The sequence below is a fragment of the Thiobacillus denitrificans DSM 12475 genome (genome assembly GCF_000376425.1).
In the GTDB taxonomy this organism is placed as follows: Bacteria; Pseudomonadota; Gammaproteobacteria; order Burkholderiales; family Thiobacillaceae; genus Thiobacillus; species Thiobacillus denitrificans.
The window spans coordinates 369,039-385,845 of the sequence record NZ_AQWL01000003.1 but is presented as its reverse complement, the minus strand read 5'-3'; the positions used below and the strand labels follow the sequence as shown (position 1 = coordinate 385,845).

Annotated in this window: 16 protein-coding genes; 9 read left to right on the top strand and 7 right to left on the bottom strand. The window is 63.2% G+C overall.

Annotation, left to right across the window (positions count from 1 at the left end):
• The gene (locus B059_RS0106540; protein WP_018077449.1) at positions 1-3,846 is read right to left on the bottom strand and encodes an EAL domain-containing protein; all 3,846 of its coding nucleotides are present in this window, start codon (positions 3,844-3,846) and stop codon (positions 1-3) included.
• Between the two features lie 242 nt (positions 3,847-4,088).
• Here B059_RS0106540 and B059_RS0106535 point away from each other — a divergent pair, with 242 nt between their 5' ends.
• From B059_RS0106535 to B059_RS0106510, 6 genes are all read left to right on the top strand, one after another.
• Positions 4,089-4,616 (top strand): hypothetical protein, encoded by a 528-nt coding sequence (locus B059_RS0106535; RefSeq protein WP_018077448.1) that lies wholly within the window; start codon positions 4,089-4,091, stop codon positions 4,614-4,616.
• Positions 4,616-5,533, top strand: a complete 918-nt coding sequence (locus B059_RS0106530; RefSeq protein WP_018077447.1) for a CobD/CbiB family protein — start codon at positions 4,616-4,618, stop codon at positions 5,531-5,533. The genes B059_RS0106535 and B059_RS0106530 overlap by 1 nt, the downstream gene beginning before the upstream one ends.
• A gap of 6 nt (positions 5,534-5,539) precedes the next feature.
• Positions 5,540-6,778, top strand: coding sequence for a nucleoside recognition domain-containing protein (locus B059_RS0106525; RefSeq protein WP_018077446.1), 1,239 nt, complete (start codon positions 5,540-5,542; stop codon positions 6,776-6,778).
• Complete coding sequence (ppx, locus tag B059_RS0106520; RefSeq protein WP_018077445.1) at positions 6,775-8,250, top strand: exopolyphosphatase; 1,476 nt, start codon at positions 6,775-6,777, stop codon at positions 8,248-8,250. The genes B059_RS0106525 and ppx overlap by 4 nt, the downstream gene beginning before the upstream one ends.
• Positions 8,251-8,596: 346 nt before the next feature.
• A complete protein-coding gene (cfa, locus tag B059_RS0106515) occupies positions 8,597-9,769 on the top strand; it encodes a cyclopropane fatty acyl phospholipid synthase (protein ID WP_018077444.1) in 1,173 nt (390 codons plus the stop codon).
• A gap of 109 nt (positions 9,770-9,878) precedes the next feature.
• Complete coding sequence (locus tag B059_RS0106510) at positions 9,879-10,085, top strand: hypothetical protein (RefSeq protein ID WP_018077443.1); 207 nt, start codon at positions 9,879-9,881, stop codon at positions 10,083-10,085.
• A 135-nt stretch (positions 10,086-10,220) separates the two neighbouring features.
• On the opposite strand, the gene B059_RS0106505 is transcribed toward B059_RS0106510, so the two are convergent.
• Positions 10,221-11,012 (bottom strand): glutathione S-transferase family protein, encoded by a 792-nt coding sequence (locus B059_RS0106505; RefSeq protein ID WP_018077442.1) that lies wholly within the window; start codon positions 11,010-11,012, stop codon positions 10,221-10,223.
• Between the two features lie 110 nt (positions 11,013-11,122).
• On the opposite strand from B059_RS0106505, the gene B059_RS0106500 reads away from it, so the two are divergent.
• Genes B059_RS0106500 through B059_RS0106490 form a run of 3 tightly spaced genes read left to right on the top strand, consistent with a single transcriptional unit; the run spans position 11,123 to position 12,269 of the window.
• Positions 11,123-11,587: a DUF2173 family protein gene (locus tag B059_RS0106500; RefSeq protein ID WP_245538742.1), complete on the top strand. Its 465-nt coding sequence runs from the start codon at positions 11,123-11,125 to the stop codon at positions 11,585-11,587.
• Entirely contained in the window at positions 11,571-11,903 is a 333-nt protein-coding gene (locus B059_RS0106495; protein ID WP_038058232.1) for a DUF2173 family protein, read from the top strand. Before B059_RS0106500 ends, B059_RS0106495 begins: the two co-directional genes overlap by 17 nt.
• A gap of 30 nt (positions 11,904-11,933) precedes the next feature.
• A complete protein-coding gene (locus B059_RS0106490; RefSeq protein ID WP_018077439.1) occupies positions 11,934-12,269 on the top strand; it encodes a DUF2173 family protein in 336 nt (111 codons plus the stop codon).
• Positions 12,270-12,373: 104 nt separating this feature from the next.
• Here B059_RS0106490 and B059_RS0106485 read toward each other — a convergent pair whose 3' ends face one another.
• The 5 genes from B059_RS0106485 to B059_RS0106465 form a co-directional block, all read right to left on the bottom strand.
• Positions 12,374-13,510 carry a GGDEF domain-containing protein gene (locus tag B059_RS0106485; RefSeq protein WP_018077438.1) on the bottom strand — a complete coding sequence of 379 codons (1,137 nt, stop codon included), beginning with the start codon at positions 13,508-13,510 and terminating at the stop codon, positions 12,374-12,376.
• Between the two features lie 259 nt (positions 13,511-13,769).
• Complete coding sequence (locus tag B059_RS0106480; RefSeq protein ID WP_018077437.1) at positions 13,770-14,867, bottom strand: FUSC family protein; 1,098 nt, start codon at positions 14,865-14,867, stop codon at positions 13,770-13,772.
• Positions 14,868-14,948: 81 nt separating this feature from the next.
• Positions 14,949-15,365, bottom strand: coding sequence for a hypothetical protein (locus B059_RS0106475; protein WP_018077436.1), 417 nt, complete (start codon positions 15,363-15,365; stop codon positions 14,949-14,951).
• A 93-nt stretch (positions 15,366-15,458) separates the two neighbouring features.
• On the bottom strand, positions 15,459-16,109 hold the full coding sequence (locus B059_RS0106470; protein ID WP_018077435.1) for a class I SAM-dependent methyltransferase: 651 nt from the start codon (positions 16,107-16,109) through the stop codon (positions 15,459-15,461).
• Between the two features lie 60 nt (positions 16,110-16,169).
• A complete protein-coding gene (locus tag B059_RS0106465; RefSeq protein WP_026177351.1) occupies positions 16,170-16,727 on the bottom strand; it encodes a cytochrome b in 558 nt (185 codons plus the stop codon).
• Positions 16,728-16,807: the final 80 nt, after the last annotated feature.

The window sequence follows — 16,807 nt, the reverse complement described above, 5'->3', positions numbered from 1 at the left end:
TCAGCAGCGCTGCTTCAGCACCCAGGCTTCGAAGATTCCTGCGGGCTGCGGCTTGCTGAACAGGTAGCCCTGATAGGTGTGGCAGTGGTGCTCGGCCAGGAAGGCATATTGCGCATCGGTTTCCACGCCCTCGGCCACCACGGCCAGATTCAGGCTTTGCCCCAGGGCGACGATGCTGCGCGCGATGGAGGCATCGTTGGGGTCGGTCAGCACGTCGCGTACAAACGACTGGTCGATCTTGATCTCGTCCAGCGGCAGCCGCTTCAGGTAGGCAAGCGAGGAATAGCCGGTGCCAAAGTCGTCGAGCGAGAAGCCGATGCCGCGCGCCTTCAACGCACTCATCTTGACGATGGTTTCGTCCATGTTGTCCACCAGCAGGCTTTCGGTCAGCTCGAGTTTGAGCCGGCGCGGATCGGCGCCGCTGCGGTCGAGCACCTGAAGGATCTGGGCGACGAAATCCGGCTGGCGGAACTGCCGCGCGCTGACATTCACCGCGATGCCGAGGTCCGCCATGTAGGGCAGGGCCGCCCAGGCCGTCAACTGCGCGCAGGCGGTTTCCAGTACCCAGAGTCCGAGCGGCAGGATCAGGCCGGTTTCTTCGGCCAGGGGAATGAACGATGCGGGGGGCATCCAGCCGCGCGCGGAATGCTGCCAGCGCAACAGGGCTTCGGCGCCGCAGATGCGCCCCAGGCTGTCGACCTGAGCCTGATAATGCAGTTCGAACGCCTGTCGTTGCAGGGCCTCGCGCAAATCGGCCTCCAGTTCGGCCCGGGCAGCGACCAGCGCCTGCATGGCCGGGTCGAAAAAACGCAGGGTGTTGCGGCCGTGGGCTTTGGCCTGATACATGGCGAGATCGGCGCGCTGCAGCAGTTCGTCGAGAGATACAGCATGATCGTTCAGCAGCGAGATGCCGATGCTCGAGGTGCAGTGATGCACGTAGCCGGCCAGCTGGAAGGGCGATTTGAAGCCGACCAGGATGTCTTCACCGATCTGGGTGGCAAGCGCCATCGCCTGGTGCGGCGTGGCGGCCAGATTTTCCAGCACGATCACGAACTCGTCGCCGCCCAGCCGCGCCAGGGTGTCGCCCTGGCGCAGGCAGTGCTGCAGGCGCTGGGCGATCTGCTGCAGCAGCAGATCGCCGATGGCGTGGCCCAGCGTGTCGTTCAGGGTCTTGAAGTTGTCGACGTCGATGAACAGCAGTGCCCCCACCATCTTGCAGTCCGACTCGACCGCCAGCGCATGCTGCAGGCGGTCGCGCAGCAGCTGGCGGTTGGGCAGGCCGGTCAGGTGGTCGTAAAACGCCAGATGCTGGATTTTGCGCTCGGCGACCTTGCGTTCGGTGATATTGGTATTGATTGCCAGGATGGCGTCGGGCAGCCGATGCTCGTCGCGCAGCAGGGTCCAATAGGCCTCGACGATGAGTGCATTGCCGTCTTTTTGCCGCTGGGCGATCTCCCCGCTCCATTCGCCCTGGTCCACCGCTTTGCGAGTGTTTTCGCGGGAAACCGCCGGATCGCCGTACAGAAGGGGTTCGATCGAGCGGCCGATGATTTCGTCGCGCGTCCAGCCATACAAGCGTTCGGCGCCCTTGTTCCAGTAGCGGACGAGGCCGTCGAGGCCACACACCATGATGGCGTCCTGTGCCTTGTCCAGTAGCGAGGCCTGCTGGCGGATATGGGCATCGGCGCTCTGGCGCGCGAGTTCCGAGGCTACCCGGGTGGCGAAAATCTGTAGCGTCGAGGTGATGAAGGCCGTGTCCTGCAAGGGATGGCTGAACAGCACGAACAGCTGCCCGATCGGCTGGCCGGCCGAATCGTCAAGGCGATGCCCGACATAGGCCTGCGCCGCCAGCAGGCCGATCGAGGGGGCGCCGGGGTAGTGCTCATGCAGCCCAGAGGGGATGACGTGATTGACAGCATCCGTCAACGCTTCGCAGGGCGTGCCGGCCAACGGGTATTCGAAATTGGGAATCAGCCGGCCATCGACGACCGCCGCCTTGGTACGTGCCGAATGCAGCGTGCCGGGCTGGAAACGGGCGATGAATCCAGCGGCGGCCCCCAGCGCATCGGCCATGTTGATCACCAGATCTTCGAAAAACGCCGTGCCGGTGCTGGCGGAGACGCCAGCGGCGATTTTGATCACGGCGGCCTGAATCCGGTCCTGTTCACGGCGGCTGCGCAGCATGTCGATGCCGAAAGCCAGATCGTCGGTCAATTCCTGCAGCAGGCGCATTTCGTCGGCGCCGATGTGGGCCACTTCGGGCGCGAACAAGGCGAAAATCCCGTAGGTACGCTGCGCATCGTGCAGCGGCAGCACCACCAGGCTGCGATAGCCATGGCGCAATGCGGCATCGAGCCACGGCTGGAAGTCGGAATCGTGTGTCAGGTCTTCGATGATCACGACCTTCCGGCTGCGCAAGGCCTGACCCGCCGGGCCGCGTCCGGTTGCCCTGTCTGCGGACCAGCTGATCTGGATGTCGTGCAGATAGCTTGCGCCATCGCCGGCATGCGCCATGGGGCGCACCGATTGCGCGGCATCGCCCTGCGCAAACCCCACCCAGGCCATGCGGTAGCCCCCCACGTCGACGGCAATGCGGCAGATATCGTGCAGCAGCTCGCTTTCGTCGGTGGCGCGAATCAGCGTTTCATTGCAGGCGCTGCGTACCTGCAGCGCGCGGTTGAGGCGAGCGAGCTCCAGTTCGGCTTCCTTGCGGGTGGTGAGATCGGCCATCCCACCGATCATGCGGATCGCCCGTCCGCTGTTGTCACGAATCACCGAGCCGCGATCCAGCACATAGGCATAGCGGCCGTCCCGATGCTGGAAACGGTATTCGGCGGACCAGCTTTCCCCGCCTGAATCGATCGCCCGATGGATGCTCTGCGCCACGCGTTCACGGTCATCCGGGTGGATGCGGCGCGCCCAGGCGAGACTGTCCGCCGGCAGGTCGGCGGGCGTGTAGCCAAACACGCTTTTCATGCCTTCGTTCCACCAGATGCGATCGGAAACCAGGTCCCAGTCCCAGATGGTGTCGGTGGTGGTGCGGGCGACGCTTTCGAAGCGCTGCTCGCTTTTATGCAGCGCCTGCTGGGCCTGCTTGCGCTCGGTGATATCGCGCCCCGCCGCCACCCAGTGGGTGTAGTGGCCGGCGGCGTCGGCCACCGGGGCGATGTCGAGTTCGAGCCAGATGGCTTCGCCACTTTGGGTGTGGATGACGAGTTCGCTGCGCAGCGGCTGCCATTTTTCCAGTGCCTGGCGGATGCGCTCCAGCTCGGCGCGGTCGGTGAGTGGGCCCTGCAGGAAACGGGGCGATCTCCCCAGCACATCCTCGCGCCGATAACCGGTGACGCGTTCAAACGCATCGTTGACAAACGCGGTGCGCAGGCCTGGATCGTCCATGGGTCCGGCCTTGGCAATGAGGATGATGTCGTTCAGATGCGCAATGCCGGCTTCCAGCAGGGCAGGCTGCCATTGGGCCTGATCGCGTTCGCCGGCGGGCCCGCCGGTGCTCTGCCCGCCGATCTTCAGCATGATTTCGCGGAAATCCGCGAGCATCGCGGTACGCCCCAGTGTGCCGGCGTCAAGCGCGAGCACCATCTCGGCGGCCCGGCCCTGAAACGTCAACGGCTGCGAAATGAGATGGCGCCGCGGCGTCAGCCCGTCCGGTTCAGGGTTCGCGTGGGAGGCTGCGGCCGGGCAGAGGTCGCGGGTTGTCAGGCCAAGCAGGTCGGCGCGTGAATGGCCGTAGTACGCCGCCGCTGCATCGTTCACCGCCAGAAACCGCAGGGTTTCCAGGTCGTAAATCCACATCGGCTGTGGATGGAGGTCAAAAGCTTCGGGAATGTACATAAGAGGCAGTCGGTGGATTTACCGGGGTGTGCAGTGGGGCGTCCGGCATGCCTGCCTGGGGCCGGCTGTGCGGCGCCGTGCCTTAGGGAAGCGGCAGGCCTGAACGCGGATCGATCATGTAAATACCGGTTTTACGGCCACTCTCCCCGCAAACTTGAAGTTCCCGGCTCGCCGCCGCATCGCGGCAGCGAAGCGCCGGCGTGGCTGTGGTATCTTCGTCCGCTGGAAGAAGGGGGTCGTGCGTGCTCAAAAAACAGTGGCCGGCGTTTGTGCTGGCGTTCGTATTGCCGTTGCTGGCGGTATTCTGGTGGTGGGGCGGGTTCAACGCCGTCAGCGTGACGGAAACCGACGCCGGGCCTTATCGCTACGCGTATCTGGACTACGAAGGCCCGATCAGCGACATGCGCAAGTCGCAGCGTACGGCGCTGGACAAATTCACCGTTGCCAAGGTGGCGGCGGGCGACACCATCAGCGTGATCCTCACCGATCCGCGCGCCGCCAACGGCAAGGTGCGCGCACAACTGGGCTATACCCTGGCTGACGCCGCACCGATCCCGGAAGGACTGCAGGAAGGCCGTATCGAACGTCGCCCGGTCTATGCGGCCCGGGTGCAGGCGGCGGTCCTGCTGGCGCCGTCCAAGGCCTACCAGGCGCTGTCCGACACGCTGGCGCCGCACGGACGGGCCATCGCCATGCCGACGGTCGAGCTGTATCGCCCGGCAGGGCAGGCAAACCGGATCGGCACCTTTACCCTGGAAATGAATCGCTGATGGTTTTCTTCTCCGTCCTCGCCGCCGTCATTCTCGAACACCTGCGTCCGTTGCGACAGCCGTTGCCGCACTATCGGCACTATTCCCGCTTCACCCAGTGGCTGGAGCGCCGCTTCAATGCAGGCGCGTACAGCCACGGCGCCATCGCCTGGATGCTGGCGGTGCTGCCGCTGCTGGTCGCGGTGTGGCTGGTTTTCATCGCGCTCAGCGGCATCAGCCCGTTCCTTGGCTGGGTATGGAATGTGGCCGTGCTGTATTTCACCCTCGGGTTCAAGTACTACAGCGACAATGCCGAGCAGATTGCGCGCCTGTTGCGCGCAGGCGATCTCGAGGGCGCGCGCGCGCGCCTCGACGTCTGGCGCGGCGGCGATGCCAGCCATTTCAGCGCCGACGAAGTGGCCCGGGTCACCATCGAGCAGATCACGGCGGAGAGCCACCGCCAGATGTTCGGCGTACTGTTCTGGTTCGTGCTGCTGGTGCCGCTGGGCCCGGCCGGCGCGGTGCTGTTCCGTGCCGCCTCGATTCTGGCGCGGCGCTGGATCGCGACCCAGGGACGCTTCGGCGCGTACGCGCAGCGTGCCTTTCATGTCATCAATTGGCTGCCCGCACGACTGACCGCGCTGACCTACGCCATCGCCGGCAATTTCGAGGACGCCACCTATTGCTGGCGCACCCAGGCGGCCGCCTGGCCGGAACCGGAAGAGGGCGTGGTGCTCGCCGCCGGCGCCGGTGCCATGGGCGTGCGGCTGGGGCAGAGCCTCAGCGTGGGGGACGACACCGTATGGCGGCCCGAACTCGGCACCGGCCAGGTGCCCGACGCCGACTACATCGACAGCGCGGTCAGCATGATCTGGCGCGGACTGGTGATCTGGCTGGCGGCGGGGCTGCTGATCGTGATTGCAGGCTGGATGGCGTAAGGCTCCATGCTCAATGCGTTATGGGTCGGCTTTTTTCTCGCCGCCTTTCTGATTGCGTCTTTCAAACTGGTTTTTCTCGGCGACGCCGAGATCTTCGCCGCGCTGGTGAAGGCACTGTTCGACAGCAGTAAGACCGCGTTTGAAATCGCACTCGGCCTCACCGGGGTGATGGCGCTGTGGCTGGGCGTGATGAAAATCGGCGAACGCGCTGGCATGCTCGAGTTACTGACGCGCGGCCTGGCACCGCTGTTCAGGCGGCTGTTTCCCGAGGTGCCGCCCAACCATCCCGCGCTCGGCGCGATGACCATGAACATGGGCGCCAACATGCTGGGGCTGGACAATGCGGCCACCCCTCTGGGCATCAAGGCGATGCAGGAGCTGCAGAAGCTCAACCCTTCCAGCGACACCGCGAGCGATGCGCAGATCCTGTTCCTGGTGATCAACACCGCGTCGGTCACCCTGTTGCCGGTGACGATCTTCACTTACCGCGCGCAACTCGGTGCCGCCGATCCCACCGACGTCTTCGTGCCGCTCCTCATCACCACCTATCTCGGCACCCTGATCGGCCTCTTCGTCACCGGCCTGTTCCAGAAGCTCCACCTGTGGAACCGCGTTACGCTCGCGTATCTCGGCGGCGCCACTGCGCTGGTCGGCGGCATGGTCACGTATTTCGGCAGCCTCGACGCCGCGGCAATGACGCGGCAGTCGTCGATACTGAGCAACGTGCTGCTGTTCGGCATCATCGCCACCTTTCTGCTGATGGCGGTGCGCCGCCGCGTCAACGCTTACGAGGCCTTCATCGAGGGCGCCAGGGAGGGCTTTCACACGGCGGTCACAATCATTCCGTATCTTGTCGCGATGCTGGTGGCCATTGCCGTGTTCCGTGCCAGCGGCGCGCTCGATCTGTTGATGGGCGGGATACGCGGCGCGGTGCTGGCGCTGGGATTCGATGCGCGCTGGGTCGACGCGCTGCCCACCGCGCTGATGAAGCCCTTCTCCGGCAGCGGCGCGCGTGCCATGATGATCGACACCATGCAGGTTCACGGTGCGGATTCGTTCGCCGGCCGGCTCGCCTCCATCGTGCAGGGCAGCACCGAGACCACCTTCTACGTGCTGGCAGTGTATTTCGGCGCGGTCGGTATCCGTCGCGTGCGCCACGCGGTCGCTTGCGGGCTGATCGCCGACGTCGCCGGCATCCTCGCCGCCATTGGCATGGCCTATCTCTTTTTTGGCGCAGTGGCATGAAAACCTACGACACGCTCGCCGCGGTCGATCTCGGCTCCAACTCGTTCCGCCTGGAAGTGGCGCGGGTGGTCGGCGACCAGCTGTATCCGCTCGATTCACTGAAGGAAACCGTGCGCCTGGCCGGCGGCCTCAGCAAGGACAAGCTGCTCGACGAAGCGACGCAGGCGCGCGCGCTGGCCTGCCTGCAGCGTTTCGGCGAGCGCCTGCGCGGACTGTCGCCCGGCGCGGTGCGCTGCGTCGGCACCTCGGCCCTGCGCGTCGCTAGGAATGCCGACGTGTTTCTTCCGCAGGCCGAAGCAGCGCTCGGCCATCCGATCGAGATCGTCGCCGGACGCGAGGAAGCGCGGCTGATCTATCTCGGCGTCGCGCATTCGCTGCCGGCCTCGCCCGATCGGCGGCTGGTGGTCGATATCGGCGGCGGCTCCACCGAAGTCATCATCGGCCATGGCCTGAAGCCGCACGAGCGCGAAAGCCTGCACATGGGCTGCGTCAATTTCTCACTGCGTTTTTTTGCTGGCGGTGTCATCGACAAGGCCGCGCTGAAAGCCGCCGAGATGAGCGCGCGCGTCGAGGTCGAGCGCATCGCCCGGCAGTTTTCCCGGGGCAACTGGCAGCAGGCGGTGGGCTCCAGCGGAAGCGCGCGTGCGCTGCGCGAAATCATCGAGCAGAGCGGCTGGTCGGCATGCGGCATCACCGCCGACGGCCTCGCCCGGCTGCGCAGCCAATTCATCAAGGCCGGGCATGTCGACGCGCTCGATCTGCCCGGACTGACGCGCGACCGCCGTCCGGTGATCGCCGGCGGCTTTGCCATCATGGCGGGCATTTTTGCGGAACTGGAAATCGAGCGGATGGACGTCGCCGACACCGCCATGCGCGAAGGCATTCTGTACGACCTGCTGGGCCGCTTCCACCAGCACGACATGCGCGGGGTGACGGTGGACGAATTCATGCGCCGCTACCACATCGACACCCGGCAGGCCGAGCGCGTCAAGCAGGTGGCGCTGAAACTGCTGGCAGCCAGCGGCAGCAGCGATGAAAACGACGTACGCTTTCTCGACTGGGCCGCGCGGCTGCACGAAATCGGACTCATGGTGTCGCACGGCAGCTACCATCGCCATTCCGGCTACATCCTGGAAAACGCCGACATGCCCGGCTTCTCGCGCACCGAGCAGGCGCGCCTGGCGCTGCTGGCGCGCGCCCAGCGCGGCGCGCTGGCCAAGCTGCCGGAATTCGCCGCCGCGGCGGTGTCAGACAACGACCGCCTGCTCGTGTGGCTGCTGCGCCAAGCCGTCATTCTTTGCCGCAGCCGCGCCGACCCGAATCTGTCCGCTGTGACCGTCGAAGCCGGCAACACACATATCCGTCTGGGCCTGCCCGCAGGCTGGCTGGAACGCCGGCCGCTTACCCGGCGCGCGCTGGAGGGGGAGGCGGTGCATTGGCATGCGGTGGGAACGAAATACGCGTTCGACTAAAAATTCGGTCAGCCGTCAGCGTGCGTTTGGCGGCACAGCAATAATCCGGGTCAATCCCAGGGCTTGCCGGTTTTCTGTCCGGCCCTGTTTCCCAGGTGCAGGCGCCGTTGCCATGCATGCTGCCTGCTGCGCGTGCACGCAATCCGTGACAGATTGTGCTGCGGACAGGGCCAGCCTGGTCTGAAATAGGGACCGATTGCGGTGTATCCACGGCCATCCATCGGCAATCCAAATATAAACATATCGATATATTCGATATGTATGATATAAAAATATCGTTTGTCGAATAATTCCCGACTATCTACTCTGGCGCCTTCACGCTTGTTAGAAAAAAGGGAGCCCATCGATGCAAAAAGAAGACACCCTGGCCCTTGAGCCGAAGGGAAACACCCTGGTTTCACAGGGCTCACCCGCGATTCTTCGCGAGCTCACGGCCGAGGCGGGAATTTCGATCAACGGCAATGCCCCATGGGATATCCAGGTATTCGATGACGATGTCTATCGGCTTGTCCTGACGAAAGGTTCGCTCGGTTTCGGCGAAGCCTATATGGACGGAATGTGGGAATGCGACCGTCTGGACCAGCTCTTTCACCGCCTGTTGAGCAGCAATGCCGAAGAAAAAATCGACAACTGGTCGCGGCTGCGCCTGCTGGGTGAAATCCTGCGCCACAGCCTGTTCAATCTCCAATCCAGCCAGCGCGCCTTCCAGGTGGGAGAGCAACACTACGACATCGGCAACGACGTGTTCGAGGCCATGCTCGACCCCAGCATGAGCTATTCCTGCGGCTATTGGCATAACGCAACAGGGCTGGCGGACGCACAGCAGAAAAAACTCGACATGATCTGCCGCAAGCTGGAATTGCAGCCCGGCGAACGCCTGCTCGAAATCGGCTGCGGATGGGGCGGACTGGCGCATTTCGCCGCGCAGCACTACGGCGTCGAGGTGGTCGGCATCACCGTCTCGAAAGAACAGCAGAAACTGGCTCGCAAGCGTTGCGCAGGCCTGCCGGTGTCAATCGAGCTGATGGACTACCGGGACCTCACCAAGAAATTCGACAAGGTCGTTTCGGTCGGCATGTTCGAACACGTCGGCCCGAAAAATTACGCCACCTATTTCGATATGGTCCATAGCACGCTCACGGATGACGGCCTGTTCCTGCTGCATACCATCGGCAACGCCGTCACCTCGCCCAAGACCGACGCGTGGATCGACAAATACATCTTCCCGAACGGCAAGCTGCCCTCGGCCAGGGAGATTACGTCGGTCCTGGAACAGCGCTTCCTGATCGAGGACTGGCATAACTTCGGCCCGGACTACGACCGCACCCTGATGGCCTGGTGGAACAACTTCGACCAGGCCTGGCCCGGCCTGCAGGAAAAATACGGCGAACGTTTTTACCGCATGTGGAAATACTACCTGATGAGCTGTGCGGGCTTCTTCCGTTCTCGCCAGGGGCAGCTCTGGCAGCTGGTCCTGAGCAAGACGGAAAGAGCACAGGTGTATCGCTCGGTGCGCTGAAGCGCACAAGAAACATTGCGCCGGCATGGCCTGGCGCAAGCGAAGCGGAACCGCGCCGCCTTCAGGCGGCGGCGCAATGGATTAATACCAATCAAGAAAGGCGAGGGGCATGAAGCTTCCCACTCACTACATCCGTCTCGTTGAGGGGCCGGTAGCCGATATTGGCGCGCCTTGGCTGGTGTATGGAAGTCTGGGCAGGGATGAGACGTTCACCGCCATCGACGGGCGCAAGTACCCGGCGGGCCTGGCTGTGCCGATCGATCAACCCAATGATTCCGCCCAGGATGCAGCCGTGAGGAATCCTCCTCGGAAATGACGGGTGAACGCAAATCTGTGATGAATTCGCCCGGGTCCGCGGCGTTTTGAGCACGCGTCGGCATACCGGCTTGCCGGGCAAGCGCAACAGGGGATGCGCCGTACTTGCGCGGACACACCGGATCGGGGTATCGGGTCACAAGCCCAATTCAAGGTCGCTTGCGCTGTGCCGGTACTTGTCCTTCGGTGGCCATGGACGGCCGCGCCAGTCAGGTTCGAACGCAAAGGACGACTGTTTGCGGCCAGGAAGCAGCGCGCCGTTGCCAGCGCCCTTGGCGTAGTCGTAGTAAAGCTTGACCACTTCTTCCCGGGCAACCTGTTGCGCGGCCGGATGCGCAACACAGGCATCAATCCACTTGCGCACGCGCGCGTACCGGTCATCGCCGGGCAGTTCAAAGTTTTCGTAGTACTCGAGAAGCCAGAAACGCTGGAAGAACGGCGTGAACACGGTTTCCGCCCAGCCGAACTCCCCGAACAGAAACGGGCCGACGGGTGCATGTTCCCGCAGAAAATCGTCCAGCTGCGCATACTGCTTCAGCATGCCTTCGCGGAGAACTTCGCGGCGCGCGGAATCCTGATTCATCAGCCAGCCGTAGCCGAGGGAGAAGAATTCGCCATCCATCCGCGTCAGCATGTTCTCCACCGCGCGCCGGTAAGGATCGCGCTGGGCAACCGGACGTTCCGGATAAATATCCTCAAGGTACTGAAGAATCACCAGACTTTCCTTGATGATGTGTCCGTCGGCGGTCTCCAGCACCGGTAGCGCCGTCGTGCCACGGGTCTTTTGCAGCAGCCAGTCAGGGCGCGGGCGGGTGATGTCGATCACCTGGAAGTCGATTTCGTCCCGACGGCCTTTCAGCGTCAGCAGGATGTCCAGCCGCTGGCAAAAAGGACAGGCGGGAATGTGATAGACGGTCGGATGGCTCATGGTTGCGGTGCGAGGAGAAGTTGGCTGATGGGCGCTGCTGTCGAAACGATTCTACCCGGCACCCGGAATTTCAGCGAAATGGACCATCGTTTCCGGCCTCCGAGAAGGTCATGGCCGCGAGTCGTAGGGGAAAAATATTTATCACTGCCTATACTCGTTTTCAGGTCTGGATATTTTGCGGAGGGGTCATGTCGAGAACATCCGAGCTGATGAAACTGCCCGGTACTGTGGCCGCCGGCCTCTTTTCCAGAAAGGGTTTCCTGGAAGAGTTCGAGGGGAAGTTGACCCAGGTCGAAGCCGAAGAAATGGCAGGCCTGTGTGCAGCCATTACGTTGACCATGGAAATGCAGGGCCGCCTGTTGGGGCGTCTGGCCGACCAATCGGGATGGGATGGCTGCTATGGCTGGGTGACGTGGGGGCCTGAAATGTCCATCGTCACGATTCACGACAGCCTGTGCGTCGTGCAGGGAAGGCAGGCCTCGTTCAATCAGCTGGTCAAGGCGATGACGGAATCGGCGGGTACTGAACCCGTCAAACCGGGTGGAAAAGGAGAGCCAAATGCCGACATTGGATGAGTTGATGTCTTTGCCGGGAGTGTACGGCGCGATCGAATTTTCCTGCACGGGCGAGCTGGGCCAAATGCGTGGCGATCTGGGGCGTGATTTGGCAGAGCTTGTTGCGCAGATGTGTGCCGCCAACATGGCGATTTACCGGATGCAGGCCACGGGATGGACGAAATTGACGGGCCAGCAGGGTTTTCTGCCCGAGCGCGGTTTCGCCTTCGTGACCCTGGATCACGTTGTGATGGGCATGAATGGCAATGCGGTTCTGGCGCACGGCAAGGATTTCGATTACGACGCGGCTTACCGGCGCTTCAATGCCGCCGTCTGAGCCCGGCGCCCGTAAAAGGAGAATGGCATCATGTCAGATTTGGAGAGCCTGTCAGCGCTCAGGGGTGTCGTTGCCGCGCTGCGTTTCTATGATGACGGGACGCTCGCAGAGGCCGCAGGCCAGCTGGAACAGGTCGACCTGCAACTGGCGGCCGAGTTGTGTTGCGCGAATGGCCGCATCATGCACCATGGCAGCGATATTCTCATGACCCTTTCCGGAACCGGAGGCTGGCCCCCGCGGGGCTGGATGATGATGGGCGAGGAATTATCCGTCTGCGCCGTTGCGGAAGTGGCCTGTTTTGTTCGCAATCGAGAGGCGTCTTTCAACGATGTATTTCGCGGCCTGACGGAAGCGTCCGGGACATAATCTGGCCGGGGGTGTCTGCGGCCAGCAGCGGCTGTCGGCGTGGCTTGCTTCAACTTGCCCGCTCCTGGGATTCGGTGCGCACCCGGCGCACAGACGGCCGGCACTTATGCGGCCTGCGTTCGATTGCGGCCCAGCGCCTTGGACTTGTAAAGAGCCTGGTCCGCCCTGTTCAACAGGGCATCCACGGAGTCGTCCCCGCCCAGCCATTCCGAAATGCCGATGCTGACCGACCAGGCAATGGGCTGGCTTTGCCTGTCCGCTTCATGGAAGCGGTTCGCAACAAGCAAGGCCTGTTCAAGATCGGTGTCGGGGAGTATGGCCATGAATTCATCCCCGCCAAAACGCGTGAGCTGATCCGATCCCCGCAGCGAGGCTTTGGTCTTCTTCGAGAAGTCGACCAGGATCCTGTCGCCTTCGAGATGGCCGTGTGTGTCGTTGATATCCTTGAAGTTGTCCAGATCAAACAGCATGACCGACAGCTTGCCGCCATGGCGCGTGGCTCGGGCGGTTTCCCGCTGGAGTTCTTCAATGGCAGCGTTCTTGTTGAGACACTGGGTCAAGCCATCGTGGCGGCTGATGAATTCCAGGTCCTGCCGCAGCTTTTCGGAAGCGAGCATGATGCAAGCGATCGTTCCGAGCGGAATCGTGATGGCAGGTATCGCGATATAGACAAGCTGCGCGGCCGAGGCGTCGAAAAGGCCGGCCGGCGGATCGAAGCCGAGGGCCAGGGCGCCCAGGCGCATGACTCTCGACCCGATCATGATGGTCAGCGAGAAGACCAGCACATGACGTCCCAAGGTTCCGGGCAATGCCTTCAGGACACGAATCAGCTGGTCAACAATGACGACCAGCGTGAACAAGGCCTGGGTCGCAATGCGCACCCGGATATCGGGCTGAACGTAGGTGAACCAGGCAAACAAGGCGGCGTACGCAAACACGAACAGGATCAGCAGTGCGCGGTCGAATCTCGGCGGCGTTCCCGAAAACTTCCGGGTGCCGATGTTCATCACCATGAGGGCAATCAAAAGCATCAGGTTGGGCAGCACGATGCTGAACAGATCCGGGATGCGGTCTCGGGCGATGAAGAGCGGAAAGCACAGCGCGATGACGAGCGCGGCCACGCTCCATTCGCGCAGGCCGCGAATGGTTTTGGGAAAAGTCCGCGCAATGATCAGCAGAATCCCGCTCATCGCCAGCGCCACGAAAAACGAAATGGATAAAACGATTGACGGCGGGTTCATGTGCGATGCTTGCTTGTGTTCTGTTGTCCGGTTGCGGGGCGCAGTCTAGCGCAACGCGAAATTTTTCCGCCTGTGAACGGCCAGGTTGCCGCTATTTCGGTCGGCGTCACGCCGGGTTCGGGCACGCGCGCAGCCGGCAGGGCGGGACGTCGACGAGACCCGCTTGCGGCAGTGCAGCTGCAAATAGGCAAAGAGAGCGAACGCATGGTGCCTGAGGGCGTGGGGGGGCGGGAAGCGAAGCCGGGTCAGTGCAGCCCGTTCATGGTCGCGCGATACGGGACGGCAGCAGGCGCCGCATCTGGCGGCCCGCCACGTTCCGAAAGCGTGGACTGTGCAGGCAGATGCCACCGGCCAGCCCCACCAGGCTTCCCAGAACCGTATCGAAAAACCTTGCCTGGATCAGGACGGTCGGCGACGTATGCCCCAGCGTGGCGGCCTCCGCCAGCAGGATCGTCAGCGGGGTGATGAATACGGCGGCAAAGGCATAGTGCCGCACCACCGTCATCTCGACCACGAAGGTCAGCGCCATCATGGTGAGGGCGAGCCCCCATTTGTCCAGCGGCAGCAGAAACAGGCCCCAGGACAGCAGCAGGCCGATGCCGGTGCCCAGGATGCGCTGAAACTGCTTGTTCCAGACCGCGCGCAGCGAAACGCCCTGGATGACCGCCAGGCAACTCACCGGCACCCAGTAGGCGTTCTCCAATTGCAGCACCTGCGCCAGCGCCAGCGAAATGCCGACGAACACGCCGATCACGACCGAGTCGAACACCACGAAATCGAAGCTGGCCGGCGGCAGGGGCGAGACGGGTTTTGAGGCCTGCAGGCGCAGGGCAAGCAGGCTGTAGAAAAATGCGATCAGGCAGGCCAGCAGGGAACCCATGCTGACCAGCCCCACCGCCTGTGGTATCTGCGATGTTTCCAGAGGCGAATACGCCCCGATGGCTGCCGCCATGATGAAGAACAGGCTGCCCGGCATGCCGAGGGCGTAAAACCGGCACACCATCGTGACCAGAATGCTGATGAAGACGAGCATCGGCATCAGCAGCAGCGGGGAAAACTGGCTGATCACCCCCAGCGTGTAGCATGCCGCCATGGCGAATGCGCATGCCATCATCGTCACCATGCGGTGATACAGCGGTGTTTGCGGCAAATACAGAAACACCAGGCCGCCGAGCGACGAGATCAGCCCGTAGTCCAGGTGGTCGAAATAGGCGCCGGCCAGCAACGGCAGGCCGGTCGCCAGCGCTGCGGCAAACGGCATCTGCCATAGCCGGTCGCTGGGATTGATGGCCGTCAGATGACGCAGTTCCGTGCGCATCAGATTCTTCAATTCGGCCCATTTGCGGGTGTGCGCCATGGCTGCTCATGCCTTCTGAAGGAGGAGACGCGACCAGCCCGGGTCCCTCCGTTTCATTCGTTTATGTCGGCACCGCTGGCGCTATTCGGGCAGCTTGCGGCAGAGCGGCCCGTCGACCGGGTTTTCGATGCCTTGCGCAATGGCGCTGGCGATCTCGTGGATTTCGCCAGGGGTGAAATGATCGAGAAGGCGGCGTGCCATCGGTGGCGGGATGCGAACGACGCGGGTCGTGCCGTCCGCCAGCGTCACCGTGATGCCGGCGGCGTGGTGGCTGACCCACTCCTCGTCCGCTTCGGCGAGCAGCATCTGTTCATCCATGATCGATTCGTATTCGGCCTCGACGGCTTCCAGCTGTTCGGCGGCAAGCCCGTCCGGCAGCTCGACGACACAGCCCGCGATCGGGTCCGGCCGTGTCGTGCCGGCGATGCCGCGCGCCGACGCAAAGTCGACGAAGCGGTCGCGCAGCGCTGCGTTGAAAAACAGGTATTCGAAACCCATCGGTAATCCCCGCGGCCTTGTTGCAAGGCAAGGCCACGAGAATAAACGCCCGTGTCACCGCGTGGCAAGCGGAAGGCCGTGTTGCGGTGCCTGCTATGCGCCGGCGCGCCGTGCTGTCATCAAGAACACCGGGTAGTCCCGCGTCCCGCCCGCGTTCTCCTTGGCGATGCTGAACACGGTCCGGAACTGCACGTCGGCGAAACCGGCCTGTGCGGCGCGCAGGCTCAGGTCGGCGCGGTCGAAACCATGGAGCACGTCGACCTCCGGGCCGTGAAACGAGCCGTCTTCCTGGTCCAGGTCGGCGATGCACAGATAGCCGCCGGGCTGCAGCAGGCCATGGAAGAGGTGCAGGATGTGGTCGGTGTCCGGCACGTGGTGCAGCGTCATCGAAGTGACGATGAGGTCGAATTTCTGCGCCGGGGCGGGGTCGGCAAGCAGGTCCAGCTTCAGCGGCGTCATGTTCGTCACCCCCTGCGCGGCGATCTTCTCCGCCACCACGTCGAGCATGCCGGCCGAGCTGTCCGCCAGCAGGATTGCGCCGAGCTCATCCTTGAGCGGAAACGACAGCAGGCCCGTGCCGCAACCGTAGTCGAGGACGCTCATGTGGCGATGCAGAGGCACGGTTTCCCTGATGGCCTGGGCGAGCTTTTGCCCACGTTCCCGGAATACCGGGTTGTCGTCCCATTGGCGGGCCTTGGCATCGAAATGTGTGGCGTCGAGCTTGGTCGGTTGATTGCTGGTCATGATGTGAATGATAAACGCGATCCTGATGTTTAAGTTCAGCGCGGCCTGCGACGAGCGGGCTCAATCCCGCCCGGGAAGCATGCGCACCAGCGTGCCGTCGCGCTTGATGTAGTGATGATACAGGGCGGCCATCGCATGGCCGCCGATGAGAACATAGCCTATGGTGCCGACTGTTTCATGCAGTTCCTTGATCTGCCTGGCGAGGGCCTTGTTTTCGCCGATCAGCGCCGGCAGTTCCAGACCGAAGAACGGAATCGGCTTGCCGGTGGCACTGAGCACCAGCCAGCCGGTCAGCGGCATGCCGATCATCAGCACATACAGCGCCAGATGCAGCAGTCTGGAAGACAGGTGTTGCAGTCCCGGCGGCTCCGGACGGATGGCGGGCGCAGGGCCGGACAGGCGCGCCGCCAGCCGCAGCCAGGCCAGCGCGAACGCCAGCATGCCGAGCATGAAGTGCCAGGTCTTCAGCGCCTCGCGGGGATCGCTGCCTTTTTCGAACAATTGCCGCAATTCGATGCTTCCGTACACGGCGACGAATAGCAGCAGCATCAGCCAGTGGAGGCCGATGGAAGGAGCGCGGTAGCGGTTGGCAGGGGACTTCCGGTTCGCGGGCATCATGTTCCCTTTGCGTAAGATCGACAGGCGCAGCATTGCGCACGATGCTTAGGGATTCCTTAAGAAGTGGAGGCGGGCGACGA